The organism is Enterococcus sp. AZ163 (genome assembly GCF_050498925.1).
GTDB lineage: Bacteria > Bacillota > Bacilli > Lactobacillales > Enterococcaceae > Enterococcus_A > Enterococcus_A ferrettii.
Genome location: NZ_JBIPAO010000001.1, coordinates 2,063,894 through 2,088,449, shown reverse-complemented (window position 1 = coordinate 2,088,449; position 24,556 = coordinate 2,063,894). Strand labels below are relative to the sequence as shown.

24 protein-coding genes are annotated in these 24,556 nt (G+C 38.0%); 8 read left to right on the top strand and 16 right to left on the bottom strand.

Features of this window, described 5'->3' with window-relative positions; translation table 11 throughout:
* Positions 1–61 precede the first annotated feature (61 nt).
* Genes prmC through IGI46_RS09860 form a run of 3 tightly spaced genes read right to left on the bottom strand, consistent with a single transcriptional unit; the run spans position 62 to position 2,543 of the window.
* Positions 62–895 carry a peptide chain release factor N(5)-glutamine methyltransferase gene (gene prmC / locus IGI46_RS09870; protein ID WP_429963116.1) on the bottom strand — a complete coding sequence of 278 codons (834 nt, stop codon included), beginning with the start codon at positions 893–895 and terminating at the stop codon, positions 62–64.
* Positions 888–1,961, bottom strand: coding sequence for a peptide chain release factor 1 (gene prfA / locus IGI46_RS09865; protein ID WP_207704377.1), 1,074 nt, complete (start codon positions 1,959–1,961; stop codon positions 888–890). The genes prmC and prfA overlap by 8 nt, the downstream gene beginning before the upstream one ends.
* Positions 1,962–2,543, bottom strand: a complete 582-nt coding sequence (locus tag IGI46_RS09860) for a thymidine kinase (protein ID WP_207704376.1) — start codon at positions 2,541–2,543, stop codon at positions 1,962–1,964.
* A gap of 234 nt (positions 2,544–2,777) precedes the next feature.
* Between IGI46_RS09860 and IGI46_RS09855 the strand changes: the two genes are divergently transcribed.
* From IGI46_RS09855 to IGI46_RS09845, 3 genes are all read left to right on the top strand, one after another.
* The gene (locus IGI46_RS09855; protein WP_207704375.1) at positions 2,778–4,175 is read left to right on the top strand and encodes a TrkH family potassium uptake protein; all 1,398 of its coding nucleotides are present in this window, start codon (positions 2,778–2,780) and stop codon (positions 4,173–4,175) included.
* A gap of 114 nt (positions 4,176–4,289) precedes the next feature.
* On the top strand, positions 4,290–5,642 hold the full coding sequence (locus IGI46_RS09850) for a MurT ligase domain-containing protein (RefSeq protein WP_429963115.1): 1,353 nt from the start codon (positions 4,290–4,292) through the stop codon (positions 5,640–5,642).
* Positions 5,635–6,327: a type 1 glutamine amidotransferase gene (locus tag IGI46_RS09845; RefSeq protein WP_429963114.1), complete on the top strand. Its 693-nt coding sequence runs from the start codon at positions 5,635–5,637 to the stop codon at positions 6,325–6,327. The genes IGI46_RS09850 and IGI46_RS09845 overlap by 8 nt, the downstream gene beginning before the upstream one ends.
* A 41-nt stretch (positions 6,328–6,368) precedes the next feature.
* Here the strand turns inward: IGI46_RS09845 and manA are convergent, their stop codons facing one another.
* The 3 genes from manA to IGI46_RS09830 are packed head-to-tail and all read right to left on the bottom strand — an operon-like array spanning position 6,369 to position 9,228.
* Positions 6,369–7,316: a mannose-6-phosphate isomerase, class I gene (manA, locus tag IGI46_RS09840; protein WP_207704372.1), complete on the bottom strand. Its 948-nt coding sequence runs from the start codon at positions 7,314–7,316 to the stop codon at positions 6,369–6,371.
* A 13-nt stretch (positions 7,317–7,329) separates the two neighbouring features.
* Positions 7,330–8,361: a serine hydrolase domain-containing protein gene (locus IGI46_RS09835; RefSeq protein ID WP_429963113.1), complete on the bottom strand. Its 1,032-nt coding sequence runs from the start codon at positions 8,359–8,361 to the stop codon at positions 7,330–7,332.
* Between the two features lie 45 nt (positions 8,362–8,406).
* Positions 8,407–9,228: a VOC family protein gene (locus tag IGI46_RS09830; RefSeq protein ID WP_207704370.1), complete on the bottom strand. Its 822-nt coding sequence runs from the start codon at positions 9,226–9,228 to the stop codon at positions 8,407–8,409.
* A gap of 341 nt (positions 9,229–9,569) precedes the next feature.
* On the opposite strand from IGI46_RS09830, the gene IGI46_RS09825 reads away from it, so the two are divergent.
* The 3 genes from IGI46_RS09825 to IGI46_RS09815 all read left to right on the top strand — a co-directional run bounded on the left by IGI46_RS09825 (position 9,570) and on the right by IGI46_RS09815 (position 11,226).
* Positions 9,570–9,959, top strand: a complete 390-nt coding sequence (locus IGI46_RS09825; protein ID WP_207704369.1) for a DUF805 domain-containing protein — start codon at positions 9,570–9,572, stop codon at positions 9,957–9,959.
* 191 nt (positions 9,960–10,150) lie between these two features.
* Entirely contained in the window at positions 10,151–10,459 is a 309-nt protein-coding gene (locus IGI46_RS09820; protein ID WP_429963112.1) for a rhodanese-like domain-containing protein, read from the top strand.
* A gap of 146 nt (positions 10,460–10,605) precedes the next feature.
* Positions 10,606–11,226: an FMN-dependent NADH-azoreductase gene (locus IGI46_RS09815; protein WP_207704367.1), complete on the top strand. Its 621-nt coding sequence runs from the start codon at positions 10,606–10,608 to the stop codon at positions 11,224–11,226.
* An 80-nt stretch (positions 11,227–11,306) separates the two neighbouring features.
* On the opposite strand, the gene IGI46_RS09810 is transcribed toward IGI46_RS09815, so the two are convergent.
* Positions 11,307–12,476, bottom strand: coding sequence for an AI-2E family transporter (locus tag IGI46_RS09810; protein WP_429973379.1), 1,170 nt, complete (start codon positions 12,474–12,476; stop codon positions 11,307–11,309).
* Between the two features lie 11 nt (positions 12,477–12,487).
* A complete protein-coding gene (locus IGI46_RS09805; protein ID WP_207704365.1) occupies positions 12,488–12,832 on the bottom strand; it encodes a PTS glucitol/sorbitol transporter subunit IIA in 345 nt (114 codons plus the stop codon).
* A gap of 106 nt (positions 12,833–12,938) precedes the next feature.
* On the opposite strand from IGI46_RS09805, the gene IGI46_RS09800 reads away from it, so the two are divergent.
* Both IGI46_RS09800 and IGI46_RS09795 read left to right on the top strand, forming a co-directional pair.
* Positions 12,939–13,958 carry a lactonase family protein gene (locus IGI46_RS09800; protein WP_429963110.1) on the top strand — a complete coding sequence of 340 codons (1,020 nt, stop codon included), beginning with the start codon at positions 12,939–12,941 and terminating at the stop codon, positions 13,956–13,958.
* A 15-nt stretch (positions 13,959–13,973) separates the two neighbouring features.
* A complete protein-coding gene (locus IGI46_RS09795) occupies positions 13,974–14,135 on the top strand; it encodes a hypothetical protein (RefSeq protein WP_207704363.1) in 162 nt (53 codons plus the stop codon).
* Between the two features lie 236 nt (positions 14,136–14,371).
* Here IGI46_RS09795 and IGI46_RS09790 read toward each other — a convergent pair whose 3' ends face one another.
* The 8 genes from IGI46_RS09790 to IGI46_RS09755 all read right to left on the bottom strand — a co-directional run bounded on the left by IGI46_RS09790 (position 14,372) and on the right by IGI46_RS09755 (position 24,394).
* Complete coding sequence (locus IGI46_RS09790; RefSeq protein WP_207704362.1) at positions 14,372–14,791, bottom strand: hypothetical protein; 420 nt, start codon at positions 14,789–14,791, stop codon at positions 14,372–14,374.
* A 76-nt stretch (positions 14,792–14,867) separates the two neighbouring features.
* Positions 14,868–17,540 carry a cation-translocating P-type ATPase gene (locus IGI46_RS09785; protein ID WP_429973378.1) on the bottom strand — a complete coding sequence of 891 codons (2,673 nt, stop codon included), beginning with the start codon at positions 17,538–17,540 and terminating at the stop codon, positions 14,868–14,870.
* A 245-nt stretch (positions 17,541–17,785) separates the two neighbouring features.
* Positions 17,786–18,550, bottom strand: coding sequence for a tRNA 2-thiocytidine biosynthesis TtcA family protein (locus tag IGI46_RS09780; RefSeq protein ID WP_429963108.1), 765 nt, complete (start codon positions 18,548–18,550; stop codon positions 17,786–17,788).
* A gap of 2 nt (positions 18,551–18,552) precedes the next feature.
* On the bottom strand, positions 18,553–20,304 hold the full coding sequence (locus IGI46_RS09775; RefSeq protein WP_429973961.1) for an LTA synthase family protein: 1,752 nt from the start codon (positions 20,302–20,304) through the stop codon (positions 18,553–18,555).
* Positions 20,305–20,444: 140 nt separating this feature from the next.
* Complete coding sequence (locus tag IGI46_RS09770; protein ID WP_429973377.1) at positions 20,445–21,599, bottom strand: NAD(P)-dependent oxidoreductase; 1,155 nt, start codon at positions 21,597–21,599, stop codon at positions 20,445–20,447.
* Between the two features lie 56 nt (positions 21,600–21,655).
* Entirely contained in the window at positions 21,656–22,483 is an 828-nt protein-coding gene (nadE, locus tag IGI46_RS09765; RefSeq protein WP_429973376.1) for an ammonia-dependent NAD(+) synthetase, read from the bottom strand.
* Entirely contained in the window at positions 22,467–23,954 is a 1,488-nt protein-coding gene (locus IGI46_RS09760; protein ID WP_429973375.1) for a nicotinate phosphoribosyltransferase, read from the bottom strand. The genes nadE and IGI46_RS09760 overlap by 17 nt, the downstream gene beginning before the upstream one ends.
* A gap of 86 nt (positions 23,955–24,040) precedes the next feature.
* Complete coding sequence (locus IGI46_RS09755; RefSeq protein ID WP_429973374.1) at positions 24,041–24,394, bottom strand: DUF1827 family protein; 354 nt, start codon at positions 24,392–24,394, stop codon at positions 24,041–24,043.
* Positions 24,395–24,556 lie beyond the last annotated feature (162 nt).

Genomic DNA, 24,556 nt, shown 5'->3' with positions numbered 1-24,556 from the left:
TAAATCAGTGTTTTTTTATGAATTATCCTTTTAAAAAAATTTTTTTCCACATGATCTTCCTTTAAGAAACAACGACTATCCGATCATTCCTTGCTAAATCTTTTTTTACCTCAACCAGCTTACTTGGAAAAGCCTTTTGCATCATTTCTTTTACCACCGGTCCTTGTTTAAATCCAATTTCCATTAACAGCATTCCCTCCGGTTTTAAAACTATCGGAGCTTCTTCAGCAATTTTTTGATAGATGGCCAGACCATCATTCTCAGCAAATAATGCTTTTTTAGGCTCGTAGGTTCGAACACTTTCATCCATCAATGACCATTCAGACTGACCAATATAGGGTGGGTTACTGATTATTATGTCTTGAGGTTCATCTATCGCCGATAGAACATCACTTCTCTCATATACGATATTCGCTCCTAGATGATCCGCATTTTCTTTAGCCGTATTTAATGCTTCTTCAGATATATCAACAGCTCGAACCTGCCAATCTGGTCTTGCCAGCTTCAAACTAATTGCAATAGCCCCAGTTCCAGTACCAATATCTACTATTTTCAAATTGTCTCGCTGCCGATTTCGTTCTAGACATAGCATGACTAGCTCTTCGGTTTCCGGTCGGGGAATCAAGGTATTCTTGGTCACTTTGAATCGATGGCCTAAAAAATCACTGTAACCTAAGATATATTGAGCAGGAACATGGTCAAGCAGCAACCGAGTATCCGCCTGAATAAGCATCTCTTCTTCAGCAGAGATTGCTTCTCGCATATGCAAAAGCCACTGCGTTTTGCTCCAGCCTTTACGCTCCAAGAAAAGATATTCGATAGCATAACCTTCTAAGCCGGACTCTTCTAAAAAAGAAGAAGCCCTTGATAGGACTTCTACGTAGGTTTTAACCATTTTGCATCTCTTCCAGTTTCTTCGTTTGATCATATAGGATCAATGCATCAATGATTTCATCAAGCTTTCCGGTTAAGATTTGGTCTAACTTTTGAATAGTCAAGCCAATCCGGTGATCCGTTACCCGGTTCTGTGGAAAATTATAGGTCCGGATACGTTCAGAACGATCTCCAGTACCCACTGCTGATTTACGACTTGCATCATATTCAGATTGTGCTTCCTGTGAAATTTTATCGTATACCCGCGCACGCAAGACTTTCATCGCCTTTTCACGGTTTTTCAGCTGTGAGCGTTCGTCTTGCATTGCTACAACTACGCCTGTTGGAATATGGGTTAGACGTACAGCTGAAGCTGTCTTATTGACGTGCTGTCCACCGGCACCAGAAGCGTGGTAAATATCTGTGCGAATGTCTTTTTCAGCAATGTCAATTTCAACTTCTTCTGCTTCTGGCATAACAACAACGGTCGCTGTAGATGTATGAATCCGTCCTTGTGATTCAGTTGAAGGTACCCGTTGTACACGGTGAGCGCCACTTTCATATTTCAATTTAGAGAAGACATTGTCCCCGGTAATCATCATAATTACTTCTTTGTAACCACCGATACCAGTAACATTGGCATCCATTACTTCAGTTTTCCAGCCTTGTGCTTCTGCATAGCGCTGGTACATATTGAACAAATCACCAGCGAAAAGGGCTGCTTCATCGCCACCAGCTGCTCCACGAATTTCCATGATGATATTTTTGTCATCATTTGGATCCTTAGGCAGCAGTAAAATTTTAATATCTTCTTCTAAAACTTCTTTTTCTTTCTTTAGCTCAGACAGTTCTTCTTTTGCCATCTCAGCCATATCGGCTTCTAAGTTTTCGCCCAGTAGTTCTTCTGCTTCGCTGATTCCCTCGATTACTTTTTTGTAGCGACGGTAAGTTTCAACTGTTTCACGAATACTTGCTTCCTCTTTAGAAAGCTTCATAAAACGTTGGGTATCTGTAACAACCTCAGGATCACTTAATAATTCCCCAAGCTCCTCATAACGATCTTCCATGCTCTGTAACTGATCGTACATCTATTCTTCCTCCTTAATTTCCGGGTGCAGGTAGTGATTGCGGCAAACTGGATAATAAGCCTCATTGCCGCCAATCTGCACTTGATCACCTTCGTAAACTGGTTTGCCATCAATAAAATGCAAATTCATTGTGGCTTTTTTGTGACAGAACCAGCAAATCGTTTTTAATTCTTCTAATTTATCTGCATACAATAATAAATACTTCGAGCCTTCGAACAATTCATTTCGAAAATCATTTTTTAGCCCAAAAGCCATTACCGGTATCCCCAATTCATCAACAACTTGAGCAAATTCCAATACATGGTGCTTTTGCAAAAACTGTGATTCATCAACTAAAATACAGTAAGGTTTATAGTCCAATTCCTTAATGTATTGATAAACATTGGTTTCAGTAAAAATCGGAGTTGCTGGACGCTTTAGGCCAATTCGGCTAGCAATCATGCCGACACCGTCCCGTGTATCCAATCCACTGGTCATCAATACAACCGGTTTATTTTGTTCTTCATAATTGTGAGCAACCTTTAAAATCTCTATGGTCTTCCCACTGTTCATTGCGCCGTATTTAAAAAAAAGCTGTGCCATCTCTTGTCACCTTTCACTTCATTCCTATCGTATTATAGCTGAAAAGCAGTATTTTTTACAGTCATAATTTCTATTCTCTCCTTATTCTCTAAAAGAAGAAGAAATTTTTCGTGATTTTTGGCATTTTAGTAAAGAAATTGATCCTTCATCTAAGAACTGAGGAATTCTTCTTTCTTCTATTTGCAAGCATGATATACTAGTGATAATTATTGATAGAAGGAGTCAATTGTCCCCATGAATTTTTCACGTCGACTAAACTTTTTAAAACGAAGTTTACGCAAATTGGACAATCGGTTCTCATCGATTCAAATTATTGTTTTCTACTATTTGATCATGACCCTGTTGTCTTTACTTCTTTTCTATTTACCCGTTTTTCGGTTGCCTGATGCCCATGTCCCATTTTTGGATATGGTATTTATGGCTATTTCGACTGTCTCAGTCACCGGCCTGACTACTTTCGATATTAATTCTGTGTTTAATGAAGCTGGCGTGGTCATGCTGGAGGTCTTATTCCACGTAGGTGGACTGGGTATTATGATGATTAGTACCTTCTTTTTTATTGTCTCCAAACGGAGAATCTCTCTGAAACAGCGGCAATTGATTATGACTGACATGAATCAGCCGCGCTTAAGCGGAGTAGTTTTGTTAATCAAAATTACCTTGACCATGATTTTATGTACAGAATTGATTTTTGGTACCCTTTTTTCTGTCTATTTTTATATGATGGGCTATTATACGAAAATTAGTGAAGCCATCTTTTATGGATTTTATCAATCCATCTCTGCCGTAACTAATTCTGGATTTGATGTTACAGGATACTCAATTATCCCGTTAGCAAATGACCATTTATTCTTAATTGTCATTATGTTCCTTATTTTTATTGGCGGAATTGGTTTTCCAGTATTGATGGACTTTCATGGCTGGATTAATCACCGTCGTTCAAGCTCAAAGATTCCTTTCCGATTTAGTTTGTTTTCCAAAATTGCACTTTTGGCATTTATCATTTTATTTGTTGGTGGAACAATCATTATTTGGCTGCTGGAAAAAAATCACAGCTTTGGTCAGCTCTCTTTTGGCGATCAGTGGTTGAACTCTGCCTTCTATTCCATGACTACCCGAAATGCGGGTTTACAGATTCACGATTTGAATCAGTTTCAGAACACTACCCTAATCATTTTCTCTATGTTGATGTTTATTGGTGCTTCTCCCAGCTCAGTCGGCGGCGGAATTCGAACCACAACGATTGCTATTATTGGATTGTATCTATACTCATTCTTGAAAAATGAAGAAGATATCAATATTTTCAATCGACGAATTCCTCAAAATGATGTTCGGAAATCGGTGGTGGTCTTCATGCTTTCCATGGGAATGTGCTTTTTCAGTATTTTGTTTCTGACAGCCACAGAAGAACACTCCTTAATTTCCATTATTGTAGAAGTAACTTCGGCATTCGGAACGACAGGTCTTTCCTTAGGCATCACTGATGATTTATCGGCAACCGGAAAGATTATGATTGCTATCTTGATGTTCATTGGACGGATCGGTATGCTGTACACTTTATTGTTATTTGTTCCAAAAGAAACTCGTGACTTAGGGTATGAATATCCAGAAGAAAAGATTATTATTGGGTAGGAGCTTGCTCCTGCCTTTTTTGTAGAAAAGTTAAGAATAAGAAAAGCTATTTAAACTTTTTTTTCAAGTATGATAAGATAAACTAAATTTGTTCAAAGACATGGAGGATGTACAATGGGGTTACGAAGTCATCTGGCAATTGCGGCCGGCAAGACCTCCCAGTGGGTATTAAAAACATTTTTTAAAGGCGGTTCAAGTTATCCAGGTCAATTGGCCTTAAAGTTGGATCCACATATTTTAGATACATTAGCAAAAGACTACAGCGTTGTCGTAGTGACTGGTACCAATGGAAAAACCTTAACAACGGCATTAACAGTTAATATTTTAAAACAAGAATTTGATCAAGTATTGACTAATCCTACTGGCGCAAACATGGCTCAAGGAATTGTCTCTACTTTCCTTCAAGCCAAAGGAAAAAAAGGGTCTAAGAAATTTGCGGTCCTTGAAATTGATGAAGCCAGCTTAAGTAAAGTAACCGAATATATTAAACCTGAATTGTTCTTGTTCACAAATATTTTCCGTGATCAAATGGACCGTTATGGGGAAATTTATACTACCTACAAAATGATTGTTGAAGGAGCCGCAAAATCTCCGAATGCACCAATTATTTGTAACGGTGATTCGCCTATATTTAATTCACTGGATACTGTAAATCCAAGAAAGTATTATGGGTTTGATCATTTACCTGATGAGGAACAAGAAGCGCATTATAATACAGATGGACTATTGTGCCCAAGATGCCAACATATCTTACGCTATCAAATGATTACCTACGCAAATCTAGGAAAATATTTCTGTCCTAACTGCGGTTTCCATCGTCCCGAGCTAGACTACAAACTAACTAAGATGTTAGATATGGACAATACTTCTTCAAGCTTTGTCATTGATGATCAGGAATACAAGATTGAAGTTGGCGGAATGTACAATGTTTACAATGCGCTAGCCGCAACCGCTGTAGCAGAACATTTCAGTGTTGCTCCCGAAAAGATTAGACAAGGCTTGGGCTATGATGAAAAAGTCTTTGGTCGCCAAGAAGAATTTTCAATTAACGGCAAAAAATGTACGCTAGTTTTAGTCAAAAATCCGGTTGGTTTAAATCAGGTGATCGATATGATAGGCTTAGCCCCTTATCCGTTCTCATTAGTTTCTCTACTAAATGCTAACTATGCTGATGGCATTGACGTCAGTTGGATTTGGGATGGTAATCACGAAGCTTTCGCAAATATGAATATTCCCGTAGTAATTGCTGGTGGCGATCGTCACAAAGATATGGCACTTCGATTAAAGGTTGCAGGTATTCCACCAGAACGCTTATCAGAAAAGGAAAATCTTTCTGATGTAATTGAAGCAATTAAAACCGTTCCAACAGAACATGTTTACATTTTAGCTACTTATACTGCTGTATTACAATTGCGTAAGGAACTAGCGCAAAAAGGCTATATCGATGGAGGAATGGATCGTGGCTAATTATCAATTAACAATGGCACATTTATACGGAAATCTTTTGAACACTTATGGTGATAATGGTAATTTATTGATGCTTCAGTATTATGCTAAACAAATGGGTATTGAATTAACCACAGAAATTGTCAGCATCCATCAAAGCTTTGACTTTCAAAAATATGATTTAGTCTTTATCGGTGGTGGTCAAGACTATGAACAAGTGATTGTCTCTAAAGACATTCAAGAAAAGAAAGAAGCACTAACTGAATATATTGAAAACGATGGAGTTATTTTGGCTGTTTGTGGAGGATATCAATTACTCGGCCATTATTATATCGGTGCCAATGGTGAAAAAATTGACGGAATAGGTGCACTGGATCATTATACATTAAGTCAGGATAATAATCGTTTTATCGGGGACATTATTATTCATAATGAAGAATTCGATGAAACCTACTATGGCTTTGAAAACCATAATGGCCGAACGTTCTTAGGTGAAGGTGAACGCCCTTTAGGCAAAGTTGTGCAGGGTCAAGGGAATAACGGTGAAGATGAAGGTGAAGGAGTCATTTACAAAAATGTTTATGGTACTTACTTCCACGGACCGATTCTTTCTCGTAATAAAGCTTTAGCAGTAAGACTTTTACATACTGCTTTAAAAAATAAGTACGGCGAAACGGTAGTTCTTCCTGAGCTTCCTTCAGAATAAAAAACAGCTTGATCCACAATCTCACGGATCAAGCTGTTTTTCTATTTACCAGGTGTAGAAGCGATAACTTTTAACTCGCCTTCTAACGCCCACTTTTGAATGGCTGATGGAAGGATACAACTAGTTCCTGGCTGTAACTCATAGCTTTGTTCATCAATGATTAAATTGCCATATCCCTCTACCACTGTCATTAAAGTATATAAACCTTTCTTAGCTACTGAAAGGTGGCCTGCAACATCCCATTCATACACATTGAAGAATTCTGTCTCCAAATAATTGATGATCGAAGAATTGCCGTGCTTATCCTCTTTAACTTGTAGTTCAGGGCTAATTGCGGGAACTGTAGTGACATCAATTGATTGTTGAATGTGCAATTCACGCTTTTTACCATGGTCATCCTTTCGATCATAGTCATAAACACGATAAGTAGTATCGGAGCTTTGTTGTGTTTCCAGAATCATAATCCCGCGACCAATCGCATGAATCGTTCCACTAGGCACGTAGAAAAAGTCTCCTTTTTTCACTGGTACCCGACGTAATAAACGTTCAAATTGACCTTCTTTGATCCATTCAGCTAATTCTTGACGGGTTTTAGCATTATGACCATACACAATTTCAGCACCTGGTTTAGCATCAATAATGTACCAACATTCAGTTTTCCCTAATTCACCCTCATGCTTTAATCCATAAGCATCATCAGGATGAACCTGTACAGACAAATCATCTTCAGCATCCAAAATTTTAGTCAACAAAGGAAATACCTCTCCCGAAGAATTCCCGAACAACTCACGGTGTTCTGCCCACAGTTTATCTAATTTCCAACCTTCATACGGGCCGTTTTCTACAACACTTACTCCATGGGGATGGCCACTAATTGCCCAATCCTCACCAATACTGTTGTTCGGTAAATCAAAACCGAAAACCGTATGAAGCTGATTGCCTCCCCAAATTTTTTCTTGAAACACAGGTTTTAAAAATAATGGTTCCACATCAATTACTCCTCTATTTTTGGTATAGTCCTGCACGTTCTGCTAAATAAGTTGCTAATATATCATCTCGATGACGTAAGTATTCACTTCGATAGTCTTGCGGATGTACCCGATTAGATAAAAAGAGAAAAGCAGATTGCTTCAACGGATCAATCAACATAAATGTCCCCGTATAGCCTGTATGAAAAAGTAGCGGCTGCTGATCCAAAGGACTAGCTTTTAAATCCCAACCAATACTTCGCTCTTTTTTACCTGATGGAGTTCGGTCAGACAATAAAAAAGTGATGGTACTTTCGTGCAAGTAAATCTTACCGTTAACACTGCCAAAATTCAAATACATTTGGGTAAATTTCTTCAAATCTTCCATATTAGTGAACAAACCCGCATTTCCAGCATGCTCTGCCAAAACCCTAGCCTTAGGATCGTGGGTTACACCTTGAAGTATTTTATCGGCAGCAATTTTTTCAGTGGGTACAAATCGATCATCGATGACTTCAGGTAAGAAATAGCTGTTCTCCATAGCCAGTGGTTTCAATATTTCTTTTTGAAAAATGTCCACTACATTTTCTTGATACAAGTGCTCCAAGAGAAATCCTAAAAGAATTGTCCCAGCATCCGTATATTTTACTTGCTTCCCAAGGTTTTCTCCAGATCGTAAAGTCAGGTAAGAAACCCGTAATTCTTGAGCATTCAATTGATCACGGTTGGGAATATACGTTTGAATGTCTGAGGTATGGGTTAACAAATGTCTCAATGTAATGTGCGGATCTTGAAAAGACGGTAGTAAAGACTGCAGTGTTTGATCCCATTCAAATTCCCCTTGCTCCCATAACTTTAACATCATAGTCGTTGTACAGATAACCTTGGTTAATGAGGCTACATCAAACACCGCATTTTCTTTCATCGGCCGACAAACAGGCTCAATTTGAGCCAATCCGATTGTCGAGGTGCTGCTCTCTTCCCCCTCAATAAAGGAATAAACGGCCCCGGGGAATGCTTTTAACTTCATTTTTTCTTTAATTTTTTTGGTTGTCTCAGGATACATTGCTTTCTCCTATCAAAAAAACCGCGTTTCCACGCGGCAAACTTACTATTTTAAAACGAACCACCATTCGATGCCAACTGAGTCGTAAATGGTAATCAATGATTGTTTCTGGTCCACAAAGAATTCTTTGTCATTTTCATTTAAATGTTCTACAAGCGCTAGCAGATCATCTTCCGTAATGATAAATTGCAAGAAATCTAAGCCCAAGACTTTGTCTGTAGGTTCATCAATCGTCCCACCACTGGCTTGCGTTAAGCCAACATGAAAATCTCCACGATCTAATACTCTTAAATGCCCAGCTTCTTCCTGAACCTTTAACCCTAAAATGTCAGATAAAAAAGCTTCTTCTTTTCCTAAATCGCTTACGTTTAAATGGACACGACCAAAATAAGATTGATGAATCTTTTCTTTTTCTGTCGATTTTGCTGCTAATGCGTCCAAATTGAAACTATTTGCTTGCTCAGTTGAGCTTTTTTCATCTGGCGCATAAAAAACTTCGATCTCATTTCCTTCTGGATCTGTTAATAGAATACCTTTTTCTTTTTCTGTCTTTAAAGCGTCATTAATCAGGTAATCATTTTTTCTTGCACGATACACCACATTGGCCAACTCTTCTTCATTGGGCACTGCCAATGAAAAGCGCTGCATTTTTTTTATTTCACCTTTATGATCATTTGCTCGTGGACTTTCTTCTAACCAAAGTAATTCTGTCATTGGCTCCTTATAGCCTAAAATTGCTAATTCATTTTCTTCCCGCAATAAATGAAATCCTATAATATCCCGGTAAAAATGAATCATCAAATCACGATCTTTCACTCTAACCGCAATGGTTTTAAGTGCCAGATCACCCAAATTGAATTTCCCCATTTTATTAATCCCTCCATATTCATATTAATTTTACCTATAGCACGTAAATACCGCAAGTGATAGCCTCTCAAAAAGGAGGATTACTCAAAAGTTGCTCCCCTTCTATGATCAATCAAGTCGTGCCCTTAAAAAAATGACTATCTTACTGATTCGCGCAAAACCTTTTTACTCATTGGCTCTTGAACAAAATCATTGAAAAAGTCATAAAGCACATTAGATGAATAAAAACCATTTAACGTTTGTATCTAAATATTAGAGTCATTTCCAGATTTCCGTATTATAAGCCAATCATTTGACTAATTTTTTGTTTAAAGAGAGACTAATGATGAGGAGTGAGAACGATGATTCAAGCCTACAAAGAATATTGGAAAAACATTACTGTTATGAACGCCCGTGCTACACGAAGCCAATACTGGTGGCCACAACTAGCCAACTATTTAGTTTTATTCTTGTATAGCTGGTTAACCAACCTGACAAGATATTATGATTTTACAACCGAATCAGTCAAAGAATTAAATATCCGTGTATTGATCTTTTTAGTTCTTTCGTTTCTAATTTGGTTAGCAAACTTTACTGTCCGTGCAAGAAGGTTGCATGACACTAACAAAAGCAACTGGTGGATTTTGCTTTATATCATTCCTATTTTGGGACCAATTATCATGTTTGTTTTGCTGATTTTGCCAGGTACACCTTTCTCTCGTTGGACGATTAACCAATCAGAACTGTCATGAGTATTTAGAACCAGAGTCTTTCTGGTTCTTTTTTTGTATCATTTTTTCGTTTTAACTGTCATATTTGTCGAAATTGTGAATCTTTATTTAAAGATGCTTATTCTATTTAAAGAAGTTTCTAATAGTACTTGTTTTCACATGATATCTATATTACTATCGGAAATTATATTAAATAAAGTAGAGGTGTTAATATGAATCACTCAATTACGATCCAAGAATTTTTAGCACTCGCAAATAAGCAGAACGTCCATATCCTTGATCTCAGAGATCCAACTATTTATGATACAACGGATTTAACAAGTTTTACTCGGGTTGAAAGGATTCCTTTAACACAATTAGTAAATCAATTTACTGAATTGGATAAAGCAAAAACTTATTATCTGTTCAGCCAATTTGGTGATGATTCAGATACTATGACCAGCTTCTTGGAAAAAAGAGGCTATCATGTGGTCAATGTTATTGGTGGAGCAACTGCTTTTTGTCACTATCTAGCAAGTTAAAAAAACACTAATACACCTGAAATATCTGTTCTATAAGATATTTCAGGTGTATTACATTTTATTAGTACTTTTTGTAAGCAAATAAATTGAGAATTTTGAAGTTTTCCGATAGTATTAAGATACACTGAAAGAAAGGGAGTATATTAATGGCAAAAGTATTAGTTGTGAAAGCGCACCCGCTCACAAACGATGATTCACAAACACTTACTGTGTTAGATGCATTTATTTCAACTTATCAATCAAAACATCCGGAGGACGTTGTTGAGATTGTTGATTTATTCCAAGTAAATTTACCAGAAATCGATCAAGATTTATTAATAGCCTGGAAGGAATTGAGTCAAGGCAAGGAATTCACTGATTTAAGTTCTGATCAACAAGAAAAGGTTCGTTTATTCAATGATTTTACTGAACAATTTCTAGCTAGCGACAAAATTGTTATTGCTAACGCATTATGGAACTTGAATATTCCAACTCGTTTAAAAGCATGGTTTGATACTGTCAATGTAGCAGGCAAAACCTTTAAATATACAGTTGAAGGCCCTGTTGGATTAACAGAAGGTAAAAAGGCAATGCATATCCAATCAAGTGGCGGTGTTTATGATGGGAAAGATTTTTCAGCAATGTATGTAAGAGAAATGCTGAAATTTGTTGGAATTACTGATTTCTCATCTGTTTATATCGAAGGAGCAGATTATGATCCTAATCAACGGACTGCTATAGTTGATGCAGCAAAAGAAAAAGCCGTTGAAATTGCTAAAAACTTTTAATAATTCTCAGCTGAAGGCTGGTTGAAATAAAAAAGGTCATTAGAACCAACTCTTAGGAGTGGCTCTAGTGACCTTTTTTCTTAAGAATCAGCAGGTTCTTCTACCGCTTCTTCATCTTTGTATAGCGTTGAAACACTCTTATACCATTCAAAAACATGTGTCGCAATAACTTTAGCTACTGCATAAAACGGAATCCCTAAAATAATCCCTGCCAATCCAAAAATCTTCCCAGCTGTTAGCAAGACAAACATAATCGTTACCGGATGAATTTCCAACTGACTCCCCAAAACTAAAGGCGAAACGATTCTACCTTCAATTGTCTGTTCAATCGCAAATACAATAATTACTTTTACCAGCATAACTGGTCCGGTAACAATGGCAATGAATATAACAGGAACCATAGCCAAGAACGATCCTAAATAAGGAATCAGATTTAGAAAACCTGCTAACACCCCTAATAGAATGCCATAATTCAATCCAACGATAGAAAACCCGATCATAAACATTACTGCTACTGCAAAAGCAACTGTCAGCTGTCCACGAATATAAGAAGCCAACTGTTGATTCATTTCGCTCAGTACATGATACGTCGGACGGCGCATTCTGTTAGGCAGAAAGGAAACCAAATAAGGTCCCAAACGCTTGCCGTCTTTTAATAAAAAGAACAAAATGATCGGTGCTGTAAACAAGGCAATTACGATGTTAGTTACTACAGATACTACGCTGCCTAATCCCTGCAAAGTAACCCGGGAAAGACTTTGAGTCAAGTCAGTAATTGACTCTAATATCTTTTGTGCACTATTCTCAATGTAATCCTGAACTGAGCGGAAAGAAGGATCTTTGAAAAGCTGATCCGCCTTTTCACCAATTGTATTAATGTAGCCAGGGAAACTTTTAACCAGAGATTGGATCTGCTCTCTAATCTCAGGCACAATTACCACAATTCCCCAGATCAACAAGAGTAGAACAAAAATGAACAGCAGGATAATACCGTATTGTCTTTTTATACCCTTTTTTTCTAAATAGTTCACAACTGGATTCATCAAATAAAAAAGAATCCCCGCTAACACCATCGGCAATCCCACAATAGCAAAAAACTGTCCGACGGGTTCAAATAAGTAGGAAACTTTGGTAAACACCAGCAAAATCAAAAGTAAGAGCAAGACAACAACCAAGCCGACTACTACTTGATTATTTAAAAACCACTTCCAAAACCAAGAAGTTTTTTCTGAAAATTTCTTTTTATCCAAACTATTCACTCCTACAAGAAGCTAATTTCCATTCCTGCTTCAATATTTGGTAAAACTTCTGGTTCCAAATATATACCATTCGCACTTTCGTTCTCACTTTTCTTAAAGAATAAAGTCGCATGACCAATTTCGTTTAAGTTTTGATTGGCTAAATGTCCAAGTGCTGTTACATGGTATACTTGATCCCCAAAGCGAATTTCACTGCCAACGTTTAAATCAATGGATTGGCCTTCTTCCTTACGCTGAACGATCGAATGGATCGCCAGTTCAGGTGTAACGGATTCCCCAAAAAGAATCAGAAGGGGTTCTTCATTGATTGCTTGTTCTCCAATTTGAATAATCTCTGTTTTTGTCATCATTCACGCTCTTTTCTAGTTTCTTTTTTAATTATATCATAAACTTGTAGCTATCCAAGTCCCTTACATACTGGTAAAATATAGACATCAAATAAAGGAGGACACTATGATTAAAACAATTCTTTTAGGAACTTATACTCGAAATAAAAGCGAAGGCATTTATCAAATTCAGCTGGATACGCAAAAGGAAACGCTAGATAATTTAAAACTCGTAACCGAAGAAGTCAGTCCTACTTATCTAACAAAGAGCCAAGCAGGTAATCTCTATTCCGTAACGACCAGAGACGAAAAGGGTGGAGCCTCCAGCTATGACAAGCAAATTAACTTCCTAAATGCTGTAACTGAAGACGGTGCACCGTTATGTTATGTCGGGGTAGACGAAGATCGTCAATTACTTTACGGAGCCAATTATCATAAAGGAGAGGTTAACGTTTATCGTATTGAAAAAGATGGTTCTCTGACTGCAGCTGCTTCTGTTTTCCACGATGAAGAAACCGGTCCTCATAAAAACCAAAATACAGCTCATGTTCATTATACTGATTTAACACCAGATAAACGTTTAGTAGTATGTGACCTAGGTACTGATCGCGTTTATACCTATGACGTTGATCAAGAAGGTCAATTAACTGAACTATCTACTTATATTAGCCAAACTGGCAGCGGCCCGCGCCACATTGTTTTTCATCCTGAGAAGGATTTAGCTTATCTTTTTGGTGAACTGGATAATACGGTTACTGTTCTAGCTTATAATCGTGGAGACGGTAGTTTTAAGGCTCTTCAAACACTTTCTACCTTGCCTGAAGGCTTTTATGGCGAAAGTGCTGGTGCAGCTATTCGCATTTCAAACGATGGAAAGTTCTTGTACGCTTCAAATCGAGGGCATAATTCTATTGCGGTTTACAGTATCTCCGAAGATGGTCAAACACTGGAAGCTATTCAATTCATTTCTACTGAAGGTGACGGACCTCGTGATTTTAATTTAGATCAAGAAAATCAATATCTTGTCTGTGGTAATCAAAATACTGACAATCTGACTCTATATCGCCGTGATCCAGAAACAGGACTTTTAGAATTGCTGCAAAAGGATATCTATGCTCCCGAATGTGTTTGTGTCTACTTTGACTAGAATGGAGTTTAAATGATGACTAAAGAAGAAGTTTTGGAACGTCTTAGTAAAGACTTGAAGATCCCACGATTCACTGGAAAAGTCGAAGACAAAGAATATTCCGAAGAAGATTACCAAAAGCTAAAAAACGATTTAAATGATTACTTTGAAAACTACGTACGCAATATAGAAAACTAATGAAAAAGCCGTGGAAAATTGATTGATCAGTTTCCATGGCTTTTTTTCAAACACAAAAAAAACCACCGACTGGGGATCGGTGGAAAAGGAGTAAATATTTTAAGGAGAAAATACTTACGTAATGAAAAGAAAAGGTTGTTTAGGTTATGAATATAATATAACCTAAACAGCCTCTTCTGTATTTAAAATGTAGTTATATTAAAATTAGAAAACACTCGTTTTATTACCCATTTTTCTTATTTTAGTAAAAGGTTCGTAATTTTTTGGATCGTTTTATAGATCGTATCTGTCGCAAAATCCTGCTTCTGCTCGGCAGCATTAAAGGCCTTAACGTTGATTTCAGGCACTAAACTATCTGTCATTTCTTTACAGCCTGCTACATAATCTACATAGGCTTTTTCAAAACTTTTGTGATTTCCCATTACTTTTGCAGGTGGCTTCAACAATTGAATTTTTTTAAGGTTCAATTGATAAAATTCAGTCCCTTCCAAAAATAGTTCATGAATTTCAGAAACTTTCTTAGGATCAAGTTCTTTTTTCTGATCAATTGCCTTACGAATTTTTTCATAGTTTGGATGAAGCTTTTCACCCATCTCTTCAGTATTTTTTATGATTTCGTTGATTTCACGTGCATAAAATCCTACGTTCGGACGCATACTATCTCTCCTCTTACAAATGAATTCTTTGAAAAAGCTGCCGCAGAAGCGACAGCTTTCTATTAACTATTATACCTTAATTCATCGCTTTGCGTTGAAAGAACTTCACAATTTCTACAATTGGAATAATCGCAAAGGATGCGCCTAAAACAATTCCCCATTGATATAAATCGAGATGGGCTACCCGGAATACATCATTTAATCCAGGAACAATGATGATTACCATCATTAAAGCAAAGGACAGCAAAATCGCCCAGTTGAACGTACGATTGCGGAACGGTCCCACCTTGAAAATCGATTGATGAACTGATTTTACGTTAAAAGCATGGAACAACTGCATTAAACCTAAAGTAGCAAAAGCCATCGTTAAGGCATCTGAATGAATCGCATCGTACGTGCTATGAACAGGCCATTGAATGGCTGACCAATAAACAAACAACACTGTAGCTCCCTCTAGAATACCTTGGTAGATAATACTAGATAATACACCGCCTGAGAAAAGATTAGAGTTTCGACCACGCGGTTTATGGGACATTAAATCTTTCTCAGCAGGCTCCATGCCTAGAGCAATCGCTGGGAAAGTATCTGTTACTAAGTTGATCCATAATAAGTGAATTGGCAATAAAGTATCCCAGCCAAATAATGTAGCTAAGAATAGTGTCAGCACTTCACCTAAGTTAGCAGCTAATAGATATTGAACTGATTTTTGGATATTAGAAAAGACCTTACGACCTTCTTCAACAGCAACAACAATTGTCGCAAAGTTGTCATCAGCTAATACCATATCAGAAGCACCCTTAGATACTTCAGTACCTGTGATACCCATTCCAATACCAATATCTGCTTGCTTCAAAGCAGGAGCATCATTCACTCCGTCACCTGTCATGGCAACAACTTTACCTTCTTTTTGCCAAGCCTTTACAATACATACTTTATGTTCAGGAGAAACACGAGCGTATACAGAGTACTCAGAAACTTTTTGAGCAAATTCCTCGTCACTCATCTCGTTAAGCTGAGCGCCGGTTAATACTGCATCATCGTCTCCTTTATCAACGATACCTAAACGAACCGCAATTGCTTCTGCCGTGTCTTTATGATCTCCAGTAATCATAATTGGACGAACGCCCGCTTCTTTGGCTACACGTACTGCTTCAGCTGCTTCTGCCCGTTCAGGATCAATCATTCCCACAAGTCCGGCAAAAATCAGATCATTCTCAACAATTTCTGATTCCATTTCTGCTGGAATCGCATCTACTATTTTATAGGCCATTCCTAAAACACGTAGAGCTTGTTGTGCCATATCGGTATTATTAGCTAAAATATCACTTTTTTCTTTGTCAGTCATCGGAACAACAGTGTCATCTAATAAAACTTTATTTGTACGGTTCAATAAAACATCTGGTGCACCCTTAACTGCCACCAAGTATTTACCGTCAGCTTGTTCATGGATAGTACTCATAAGCTTGCGATCTGAATCAAAAGGCAGTTCAGCCACCCGGGTCTCTTTTTGTACTTCCTGACGTACATCAAAGCCTTTATCAAGTCCAAATTGTACTAAAGCCGTTTCTGTTGGATCACCAATCAAGCCGCCTTCTTGACTGAATTTTGTATCATTGGCAAAGTTCATGACTTTTACTGCCATTAAATCATTTGGTATCTCTTCTTTGGCACCAATTTGCTGATTGTTCACGTAAAGCTTTTCAACCGTCATTTGGTTTAATGTCAGGGTTCCCGTTTTATCTGAAGCAATGATATCCGTAGAACCCAGTGTTTCAACTGCTGGTAATTTACGGATGACAGAATTACGCTTCGCCATAACTTGAGTACCTAAAGCCAGAATAATTGTTACAATCGCTGGCAAGCCTTCTGGTATAGCCGCTACAGCTAGAGAAATCGATGTTAAGAACATTTCATCCCAAGAAGTTCCGTTAATTGCAATACCAACTACAAACATAATTGCAGCAATTACAATAATTGCAATCGTCAAGAATTTACCCAGCTGATTCAGATTGTTTTTCAATGGTGTTTCAGTTTCATCTGCTTGAGCAAGCATCCCAGCAATCTTACCAACCTCAGTACTCATACCGGTGCTAACGACAACGCCCCGACCTCGTCCATAAGTAACATTACTATTCGAAAAAGCCATGTTTACTCGGTCACCAATACCTACATCCTGCTCATCAATGACAACCATTTCTTTTTCCACTGGAACAGATTCCCCAGTCAACGCTGCTTCCTCAATCTTTAATGAAGCAGCTTCTAATAAACGCAAATCAGCAGGAACTACATCACCAGCCTCCAGCATTACGATGTCGCCAGGTACTAATTCTGTTGATTTAATTGATTTTACATGATTATCTCGCAACACATTGGCATTAGGAGTAGACATTTCCCGCAATGCTTCAATCGCTTGTTCAGCCTTAGATTCTTGCAGCACACCCATAACCGCATTAATAATGACAACTGCTAAAATAATGATTGAATCCACGACTTCATGGGAAACCACGGCTGAAATAATCGCCGCGAATATCAACACAATAATCATCATGTCTTTAAACTGTTCGAAGAAGCGAGCAATCATGCTCTTTTTTTCACCTTCATCTAGTTCATTGGGGCCAAATTCATTGATTCTTTTTTGCGCCTCACTTGAAGACAGACCTTCCTGTGTTGACTGCATCTTTTCTAAAACTGTTTCAGTTTCTTCAGCATAAAAAGAATGCGATAATTGTTGCTTTTTCTCCTCTGACATGTTCTTCCTCCTTTGTTATTCTGCACCACCAAGTCTACTCTACTTCCTAAGAAAAAGGAAAAAAAATAGACTTGTGTATGCTTAAAGAACATACATAAGTCTCACTATTTAAGACAACACCAGAAATTTCTTTCTTGCTGGTGGCGTTGCCACAGCTTCAGCTGCTAGTTACTCCCTCATGAATAATACAAGAAGAATTATACCATGAGGAAATACTAGAATTCAATCGGTCGCAAAGGATTCTTTTAAGATAAAAGGCTTTCATCCAAACTTTTTGTCCAAAAATCTTGTTCCGTTCCCTGTTCCATTCCCATAATAAACTTTTCACGGATGTCACGATAGTCTTGAGAAAGTGTTGTAACTAAGTGTTTCATTTCTTCCCGTTTCGTTTGTTTATCTACTGGACAAGGATTGAACACAACTGGTAATTCTTCCCGCGTAACAAAACGTATAATCTGCTTTTCTTCAATATAAATCAACGGACGAATTAAAGTCACACCCGTTTTAGTTAGATAGCTTTTTGGCTCAAAGCTGTTCAACCGACCATGAAAAAGAAAATTCATGAAATACGTTTCAATGGCATCGTCCAAATGGTGGCCTAAAGCTACTTTTTTGCAACCTAGCTCCTTGGCACGATTATAAAGAATACCTCGACGTAATTTGGCACACAAAGAACATGGCGAGCGTTCTTGCCTGATATCGAAAACTACCTTAGCAATATTGGTGGGAACAATCTCTAACTGATAGCCCAATTTTTCTACAAATTCTTTTAAAGGAGAAATGTCGCACCCCTCAAATCCCATATCCAAACAAATTGGAACCAATTCGAAGTCAAAGTCCAGCCGACCTTGACGACGAATTTGATCCAATAAATAAAACAAAGAGGTACTATCCTTGCCGCCGCTCATACCGACAGCTACCTTGTCACCAGCCTCAATCATTTGATGATTCAGGATCGCCCGACGCATTGGATTATAGTAATGTTGATTATCTTTTTTCTTAAAACTCATATTTACTCCTCAAAAAAATTTTCCTGCAGACTATACTGTTTGCCGGTCGTAATATCGTATTGGATCATTTGATAATCCTGATAGATAGTTTCCTGTTTTTTATTTAACCGAACGCTTTCTCCCCATTGGCCATTTTGATAATACATGCCTTTCTCAAAAGCTGGAATTTCCTCCTGTAAAGCTAGCAGCAATTGGTGAAACCCAGTTGTCTGAACACCTGCTTGACGAAGCAAATCTGGCGTAAAGTAAAAGGGACTGGTAATAACATTCTTTTGATCTTGGTTTTTCAATTGATGGTGATTGTCATACAGGAAAAACTCCGTTTCATGCAAAGCATGTCCAGCGTTTGCTTGTTGGATTTCATCACTGTAAATTCCAGGTAGATGGTCTCCCCAGAATACTACCAGTGTTCGTTGATCTAAACTATCTAGTTTTTCCAGAAAGTTCCGTAAGGATTTACTGGCATAATAAATATCTTGCAAATAATTGTTAACAGACGATGTATTATTGCCATAGGCCTGAAAATCAGTTTTACTGTATTTTCCATTGTAAGGCAAATGAGTCTGCATGGTTACTAGATGGATGAACTGCGGATCATCTTTAGCCAGCAGATCCCAGATTTCTTCATATGCTGACGCGTCAGAAATATATGGATTGTTTTCCTGCGTTTCTGTATGCTTCATGGTGTCTTCATCTAAAAACTGATCAAAGCCCATAACTTCATAGACATCTTTTCGCTTATACATTGAAGTATTGTAGGGATGAATCGCTGTTGTTTCATAATTGCGTTCTTTTAACAGCGAAACCAAGGAAGGCAATTGATCCATTTTAGGCACTAGCATCGTATACGGCGTTGTCATTTGCGGATTAAACAGTTCCATCGAGAAACTGGTAAGAGCTTCAAATTCAATATTGGCTGTTCCTCCACCATAGTTTTGGGAAAGCATCTGACCACTATAAGTATTATTTGCTATTGTACGATAATCAGCCAAAGGATCTCCACCATTAATTCGAATCCCTTTCAAATGGCTAGGATCTGAAAAGCTTTCGTTCATGATATAAACAATATTCGGTGTTTCAGCAGATTCTTCTTTTGGTACTTCTGAAGTATATTTTTCCGTGATCTTCTTAATGGCTGCTTGGGAATAGCCTTCTGGCTCATCCATTGGCTCCACTCGCAAATTGTACAAAAAGCCCCCCATAAAGCCGGTATTATAATAATTCATTTCTTGACTATAAGGGATCCACAGCGCTGTCTTATTGTAGGCTTTGCGAAGCAAGTTATTTGGGTTATTAAAATGACTGACATACATCAGTCCGAAGCTGCTGATGACTAGCGCTGCCAACCGAATGAGCTGCTTTTTCTTTGACAGTTTTCGACTTCTATAAATGCTAAAACCAGTAATCGCAATTCCCAATAGAAGCAATAAAATAAACCCAAGAAACAATGGCCAACCGATAATATCCCGAATCATGCCAAATTCCTTAATCATTTTTAAATCATCTGGATAGATGGGTTCTGTACGGTATTTCATTTTTAGAAAATCAGCAATTCCTATTCCAAGAATCAGAAAAGTATAGAACAAACTGCCAAATAGAAAAGATCCCATTACACTAGTTAGAAACATGTATAAAATCAACAATACTAGACAGCCTAAGAAAAATTTTTCAGTATGCCAAGAAAAAGCAAATTTAAAAGCCAGATCAAAAGAAAAACCATTTTGGGCTAATTGTAAAAATAGATTAGAACCCATAATCAGCAAAATGATGCCTACGATTACTGCCACTGTCTTCAATACTTTTTTATGTTCTCGTAATTTATTTATGTTAGTCAACTCCTACTAATCAATCATTGGTTATTTTAGCGAGAAATCAACTAAAAGTAAAGGCGGCTCTACTGATGCGGCTGAGTTAGTACCCGTATGCGTTTCATCGCATCAAGTTGCTGCAACACTTCAGCTGCTCGCGTTAGTTTCTCTTTGTCAGCTGCCTCCACATCCATAATAACGTAAATAAACTCTCCTTTACGGTTACTGATCATATCCACAATTTCAAGCTGCAAATTCGATACTGCTTCGATGATTTTTTGCCACATTTTTGGTTGATTTTCATAAAAGAACGTAAAGCGATGTTCTCCTCTAAATGGTAATTTAGCTGCAGGAAAATTGACTGAGTCCTTCACCGTACCATACAACAAAAAAGCTTTCAGTGCTTTAGCAGCGGCAGCTCCACTATCGCTCAGCGCTTCTTCAGTGGTACCTCCGATATGGGGAAGCTGCAGGATTTTTTTCTGCCCCTGTAGTTCATTTTCTGGAAAATCGGTAATATACCCTGCCAGCTTTTCCTTTTCTATTGCCTCCAAAACAGCCAGACTGTCAACAATTTCTCCCCGACCAAAATTTAAGACATACGCGGTTGATTTCATCCGCTGAAATTCCTTCTCGGAAAGCAAATGTTCAGTGTTCTCTGACAATGGCAGCAATACTACAATAAAATCAGCTTCATCTAAAATGGTTTCTAAGGAAGCAAAACGCATAATTTCACTTTCAGGATCATTGCGGGCATAACCTAAGACATCCATTCCTAATTCATAGCAGGCTTCTGCCACTAAAGAACCAATTGCTCCAATCCCTAAAAGTCCAACCGTTTTTCCCTGCAATTCTTGACCAATGAAATCAGCCCGTTTTTCTTCAGCTGTGGTTAGCAGGTCGCTGCTTTCTAAGCCCTCAACCATCTCAGCAGCTTGAAAAATAGGTCGAGCGGTTAGAAATAAGCTAGCTAAAACTAATTCCTTTACCGCATTAGCATTTTGGCCGGGTGTGTTCATGACAATCGTCCCATTTTGAGTAGCCGCCTCAACATCAATTGTATTTACTCCCACACCAGCTCGAGCAATAGCCAACAATGAATTTGTTAGCGCATTGGCCTCAATCTCGCCACTGCGGATCATTAATGCGTCTGCCGCCTCCTTAGCTATCTCAAAATGCTTCTTGTCCAATGGTTTGAGCTGATTTTGATCAAAATCAGCCAATAATTGAATCTTATACATCTCTTTCACCTCTTTAAAAAAAGAAACTGGAAGTAGGTTCTTCCAGTTTTCTCAAATTATCGTTTCCAAAAATCATCAAAAATCGTGATTGGTAAATGACGTTTGTGTTCCGTTTTATTCCACCATTTTTCAATGGTTTCACGAGCTTCTTCGTTGATTTCTTTGCCCTCTACATAGTCATCAATGTCATCATAAGTTACACCTAGAGCAACTTCGTCAGCAACTAAAGGTTTGCCATCCTCCAGGTCAGCTGTTGGAACCTTCATATAAATAGCTTCGTCAGCGCCTAATTCTTTCAAAAGCATTTTACCTTGACGCTTGTTCAGGCGGAATAACGGTAAAATATCTGCACCGCCATCACCAAACTTAGTAAAGAAGCCGGTAATATTCTCAGCCGCATGATCTGTACCAATTACTGCACCGCTTTTTCCACCAGCAATTCCATACTGAGTAATCATCCGCTGCCGTGCTTTAATGTTTCCTTTGTTAAAATCACTAACGGATATTCCTGCCTCTTCTAATGCTGCTACTTGAGCATCTACAGCAGGTTTTATATTTACTCGTAAACTTATATCTGGTTGAATAAAATCAAGAGCACGCTGTGCATCTGCTTCGTCGAACTGTTCGCCATAAGGTAAGCGGACGGCGACAAACTGGTAGCTGTCGTCTCCTGTTTCCTCACGCATTTGCTCCATTGCTAATTGCGCAAGGCGGCCTGCTAATGACGAGTCTTGACCACCGCTAATTCCTAAAACAAATGTTTTTAAGAAGGGATAGGTTTTTAAGTACTCTTTCAAAAAGTCAATGCTGCGCAAAATTTCAGCTTTCGGATCAATCGTTGGTTTTACACCTAATTCCTTGATGATCTCATTTTGCAGTGTCATTGTATCGCTCCTTCATTTTTGCTATAGATTTTCGAACTTCATCCATGATTCTGTTCTTATGATCCCAGCAATCTTGAGACAAGTCAACTGGATACTTCTGAGGATTTAAATCACGCTTATACTCTTCCCATAAGGAATCCAAATTGTCTTTAGCCGTTTGCTTCACTTCTTCAATTGTCGGTACCTGATAAACCCGCTTACCTTCTATAAAAATATCTTTTAAAATAGGTCGAGCAGTAAAATTGTGAACCGTCTTATTAATATACGTATAAACTGGATGGAACATAAAAATTTCTTCTGCTTCACGAGGATCTTCATCCCACAAAGTAACATAATCACCTTCAGATTTCCCATCAGAATTACGAGTAATTCGCCAGACTTGTTTTTTCCCAGGCGTTGTTACTTTTTCAGCATTACTCGATAGCTTAATGGTATCAATCATTTTGCCTTCTCCATCTTCAATTGATACTATCTTGAAGACTGCACCTAAGGCAGGTTGATCGTAAGCCGTTATTAATTTTGTTCCTACACCCCAAACATCAATTTTCGCATGCTGCATTTTCAAATTCTGAATCGTACTTTCGTCCAAATCATTAGAAGCATAGATTTTGGCATCCGGGAAGCCCGCTTCATCCAGCTGCTGGCGAACTCTTTTAGAAATGTATGCCATGTCACCACTGTCAATCCGTACACCCATGAAATTGATTTTATCCCCCATTTCGCGCGCAACTCGAATCGCATTTGGTACGCCAGAGTTTAGCGTATCATACGTATCTACTAAGAAAACGCACTCTCTATGGGTTTGAGCATAAGCCAAAAATGCTTCATAGTCATTTCCATAAGATTGGACTAATGAATGGGCATGCGTTCCACTGTCAGGAATACCAAAGATTTTTCCAGCTCGAACATTGCTGGTGGCATCTGCCCCACCAATATAAGCTGCTCGAGTTCCCCAAATAGCCGCGTCCATCTCTTGCGCTCGCCGTGTGCCAAATTCTAATAAAGGATCATCACCAATTACTGATTTAATTCTAGCCGCTTTGGTGGCAATCAAGGTCTGGAAATTTACAATGTTTAATAATGCTGTTTCCACTAACTGGCAGTGGAGCAATGGTCCTTCTACTTGAATAATTGGTTCGTTGTTAAAGACCAATTCACCTTCTACTGCTGAACGGACAGTACAAGCAAATTTAAAGTCGCGCAAATAATCAATAAATTCAAGTGGGTATTCTTCTACTTCAGCTAAATAAGCAAGATCACTTTCACTAAAGGTCAGTTCTTCTAAGTATTTTACTAAACGTTCCAATCCCGCAAAGATGACATACCCGTTTTCAAAGGGCATTGTGCGGAAGTAGCACTCAAAGACAGCATGTAAATCTGCCCGCCCGGTTTCCCAATATGTTTTCATCATATTGATTTGATACAAATCTGTATGAAGCGTTAAACTGTCATCCTCATATAGCTTTTTCATAATCATGCTCCTTTTAGTAATTTCAATGGTTCTATTATATCAAAAAAAAGGAAAAGCGTACGGCTTTTCCTCTTTTATCACAAATTCTATTTCACGTTTTGTTCAATTAAAATAATATCCTTGTAGTTGTGGCGAGGACGAATCCCCATTTCCATGATTTGTTTTTTATACCCTACATTGACGGTGACATCCTTACGATCAACTTTCAGAATGTGGTGGATGATCGTATCCACCTCGTCATGTTTTATTTTTCGCTGACGATTTAACAGCAGCAAAGTGATGGTATCAAAGCGGTCCAAATAAATAATTTTTGTACGGTCATAAGCATACAATTTATATAGCTTAACAGCTTGCTGTTTAGCAAACGTCAGCTTGGATAATTCTGGGTACATAGCTTCAAGATTTAAATTACTGGTAATTGGGGTTTCAATTAATTTCATCGTTCACACTCCTTTTTGCTACTCTATTGTATCACAGGAATGTGAATAAATTGATTCACTGAATCGACCAATCGCTAAAATTTCATGAAAAAAAAGCTAAATCTCTCTAATTCTTATTCAAATTTCTTCTATATTATATCGTGAAACCACAAAAGCATTAAA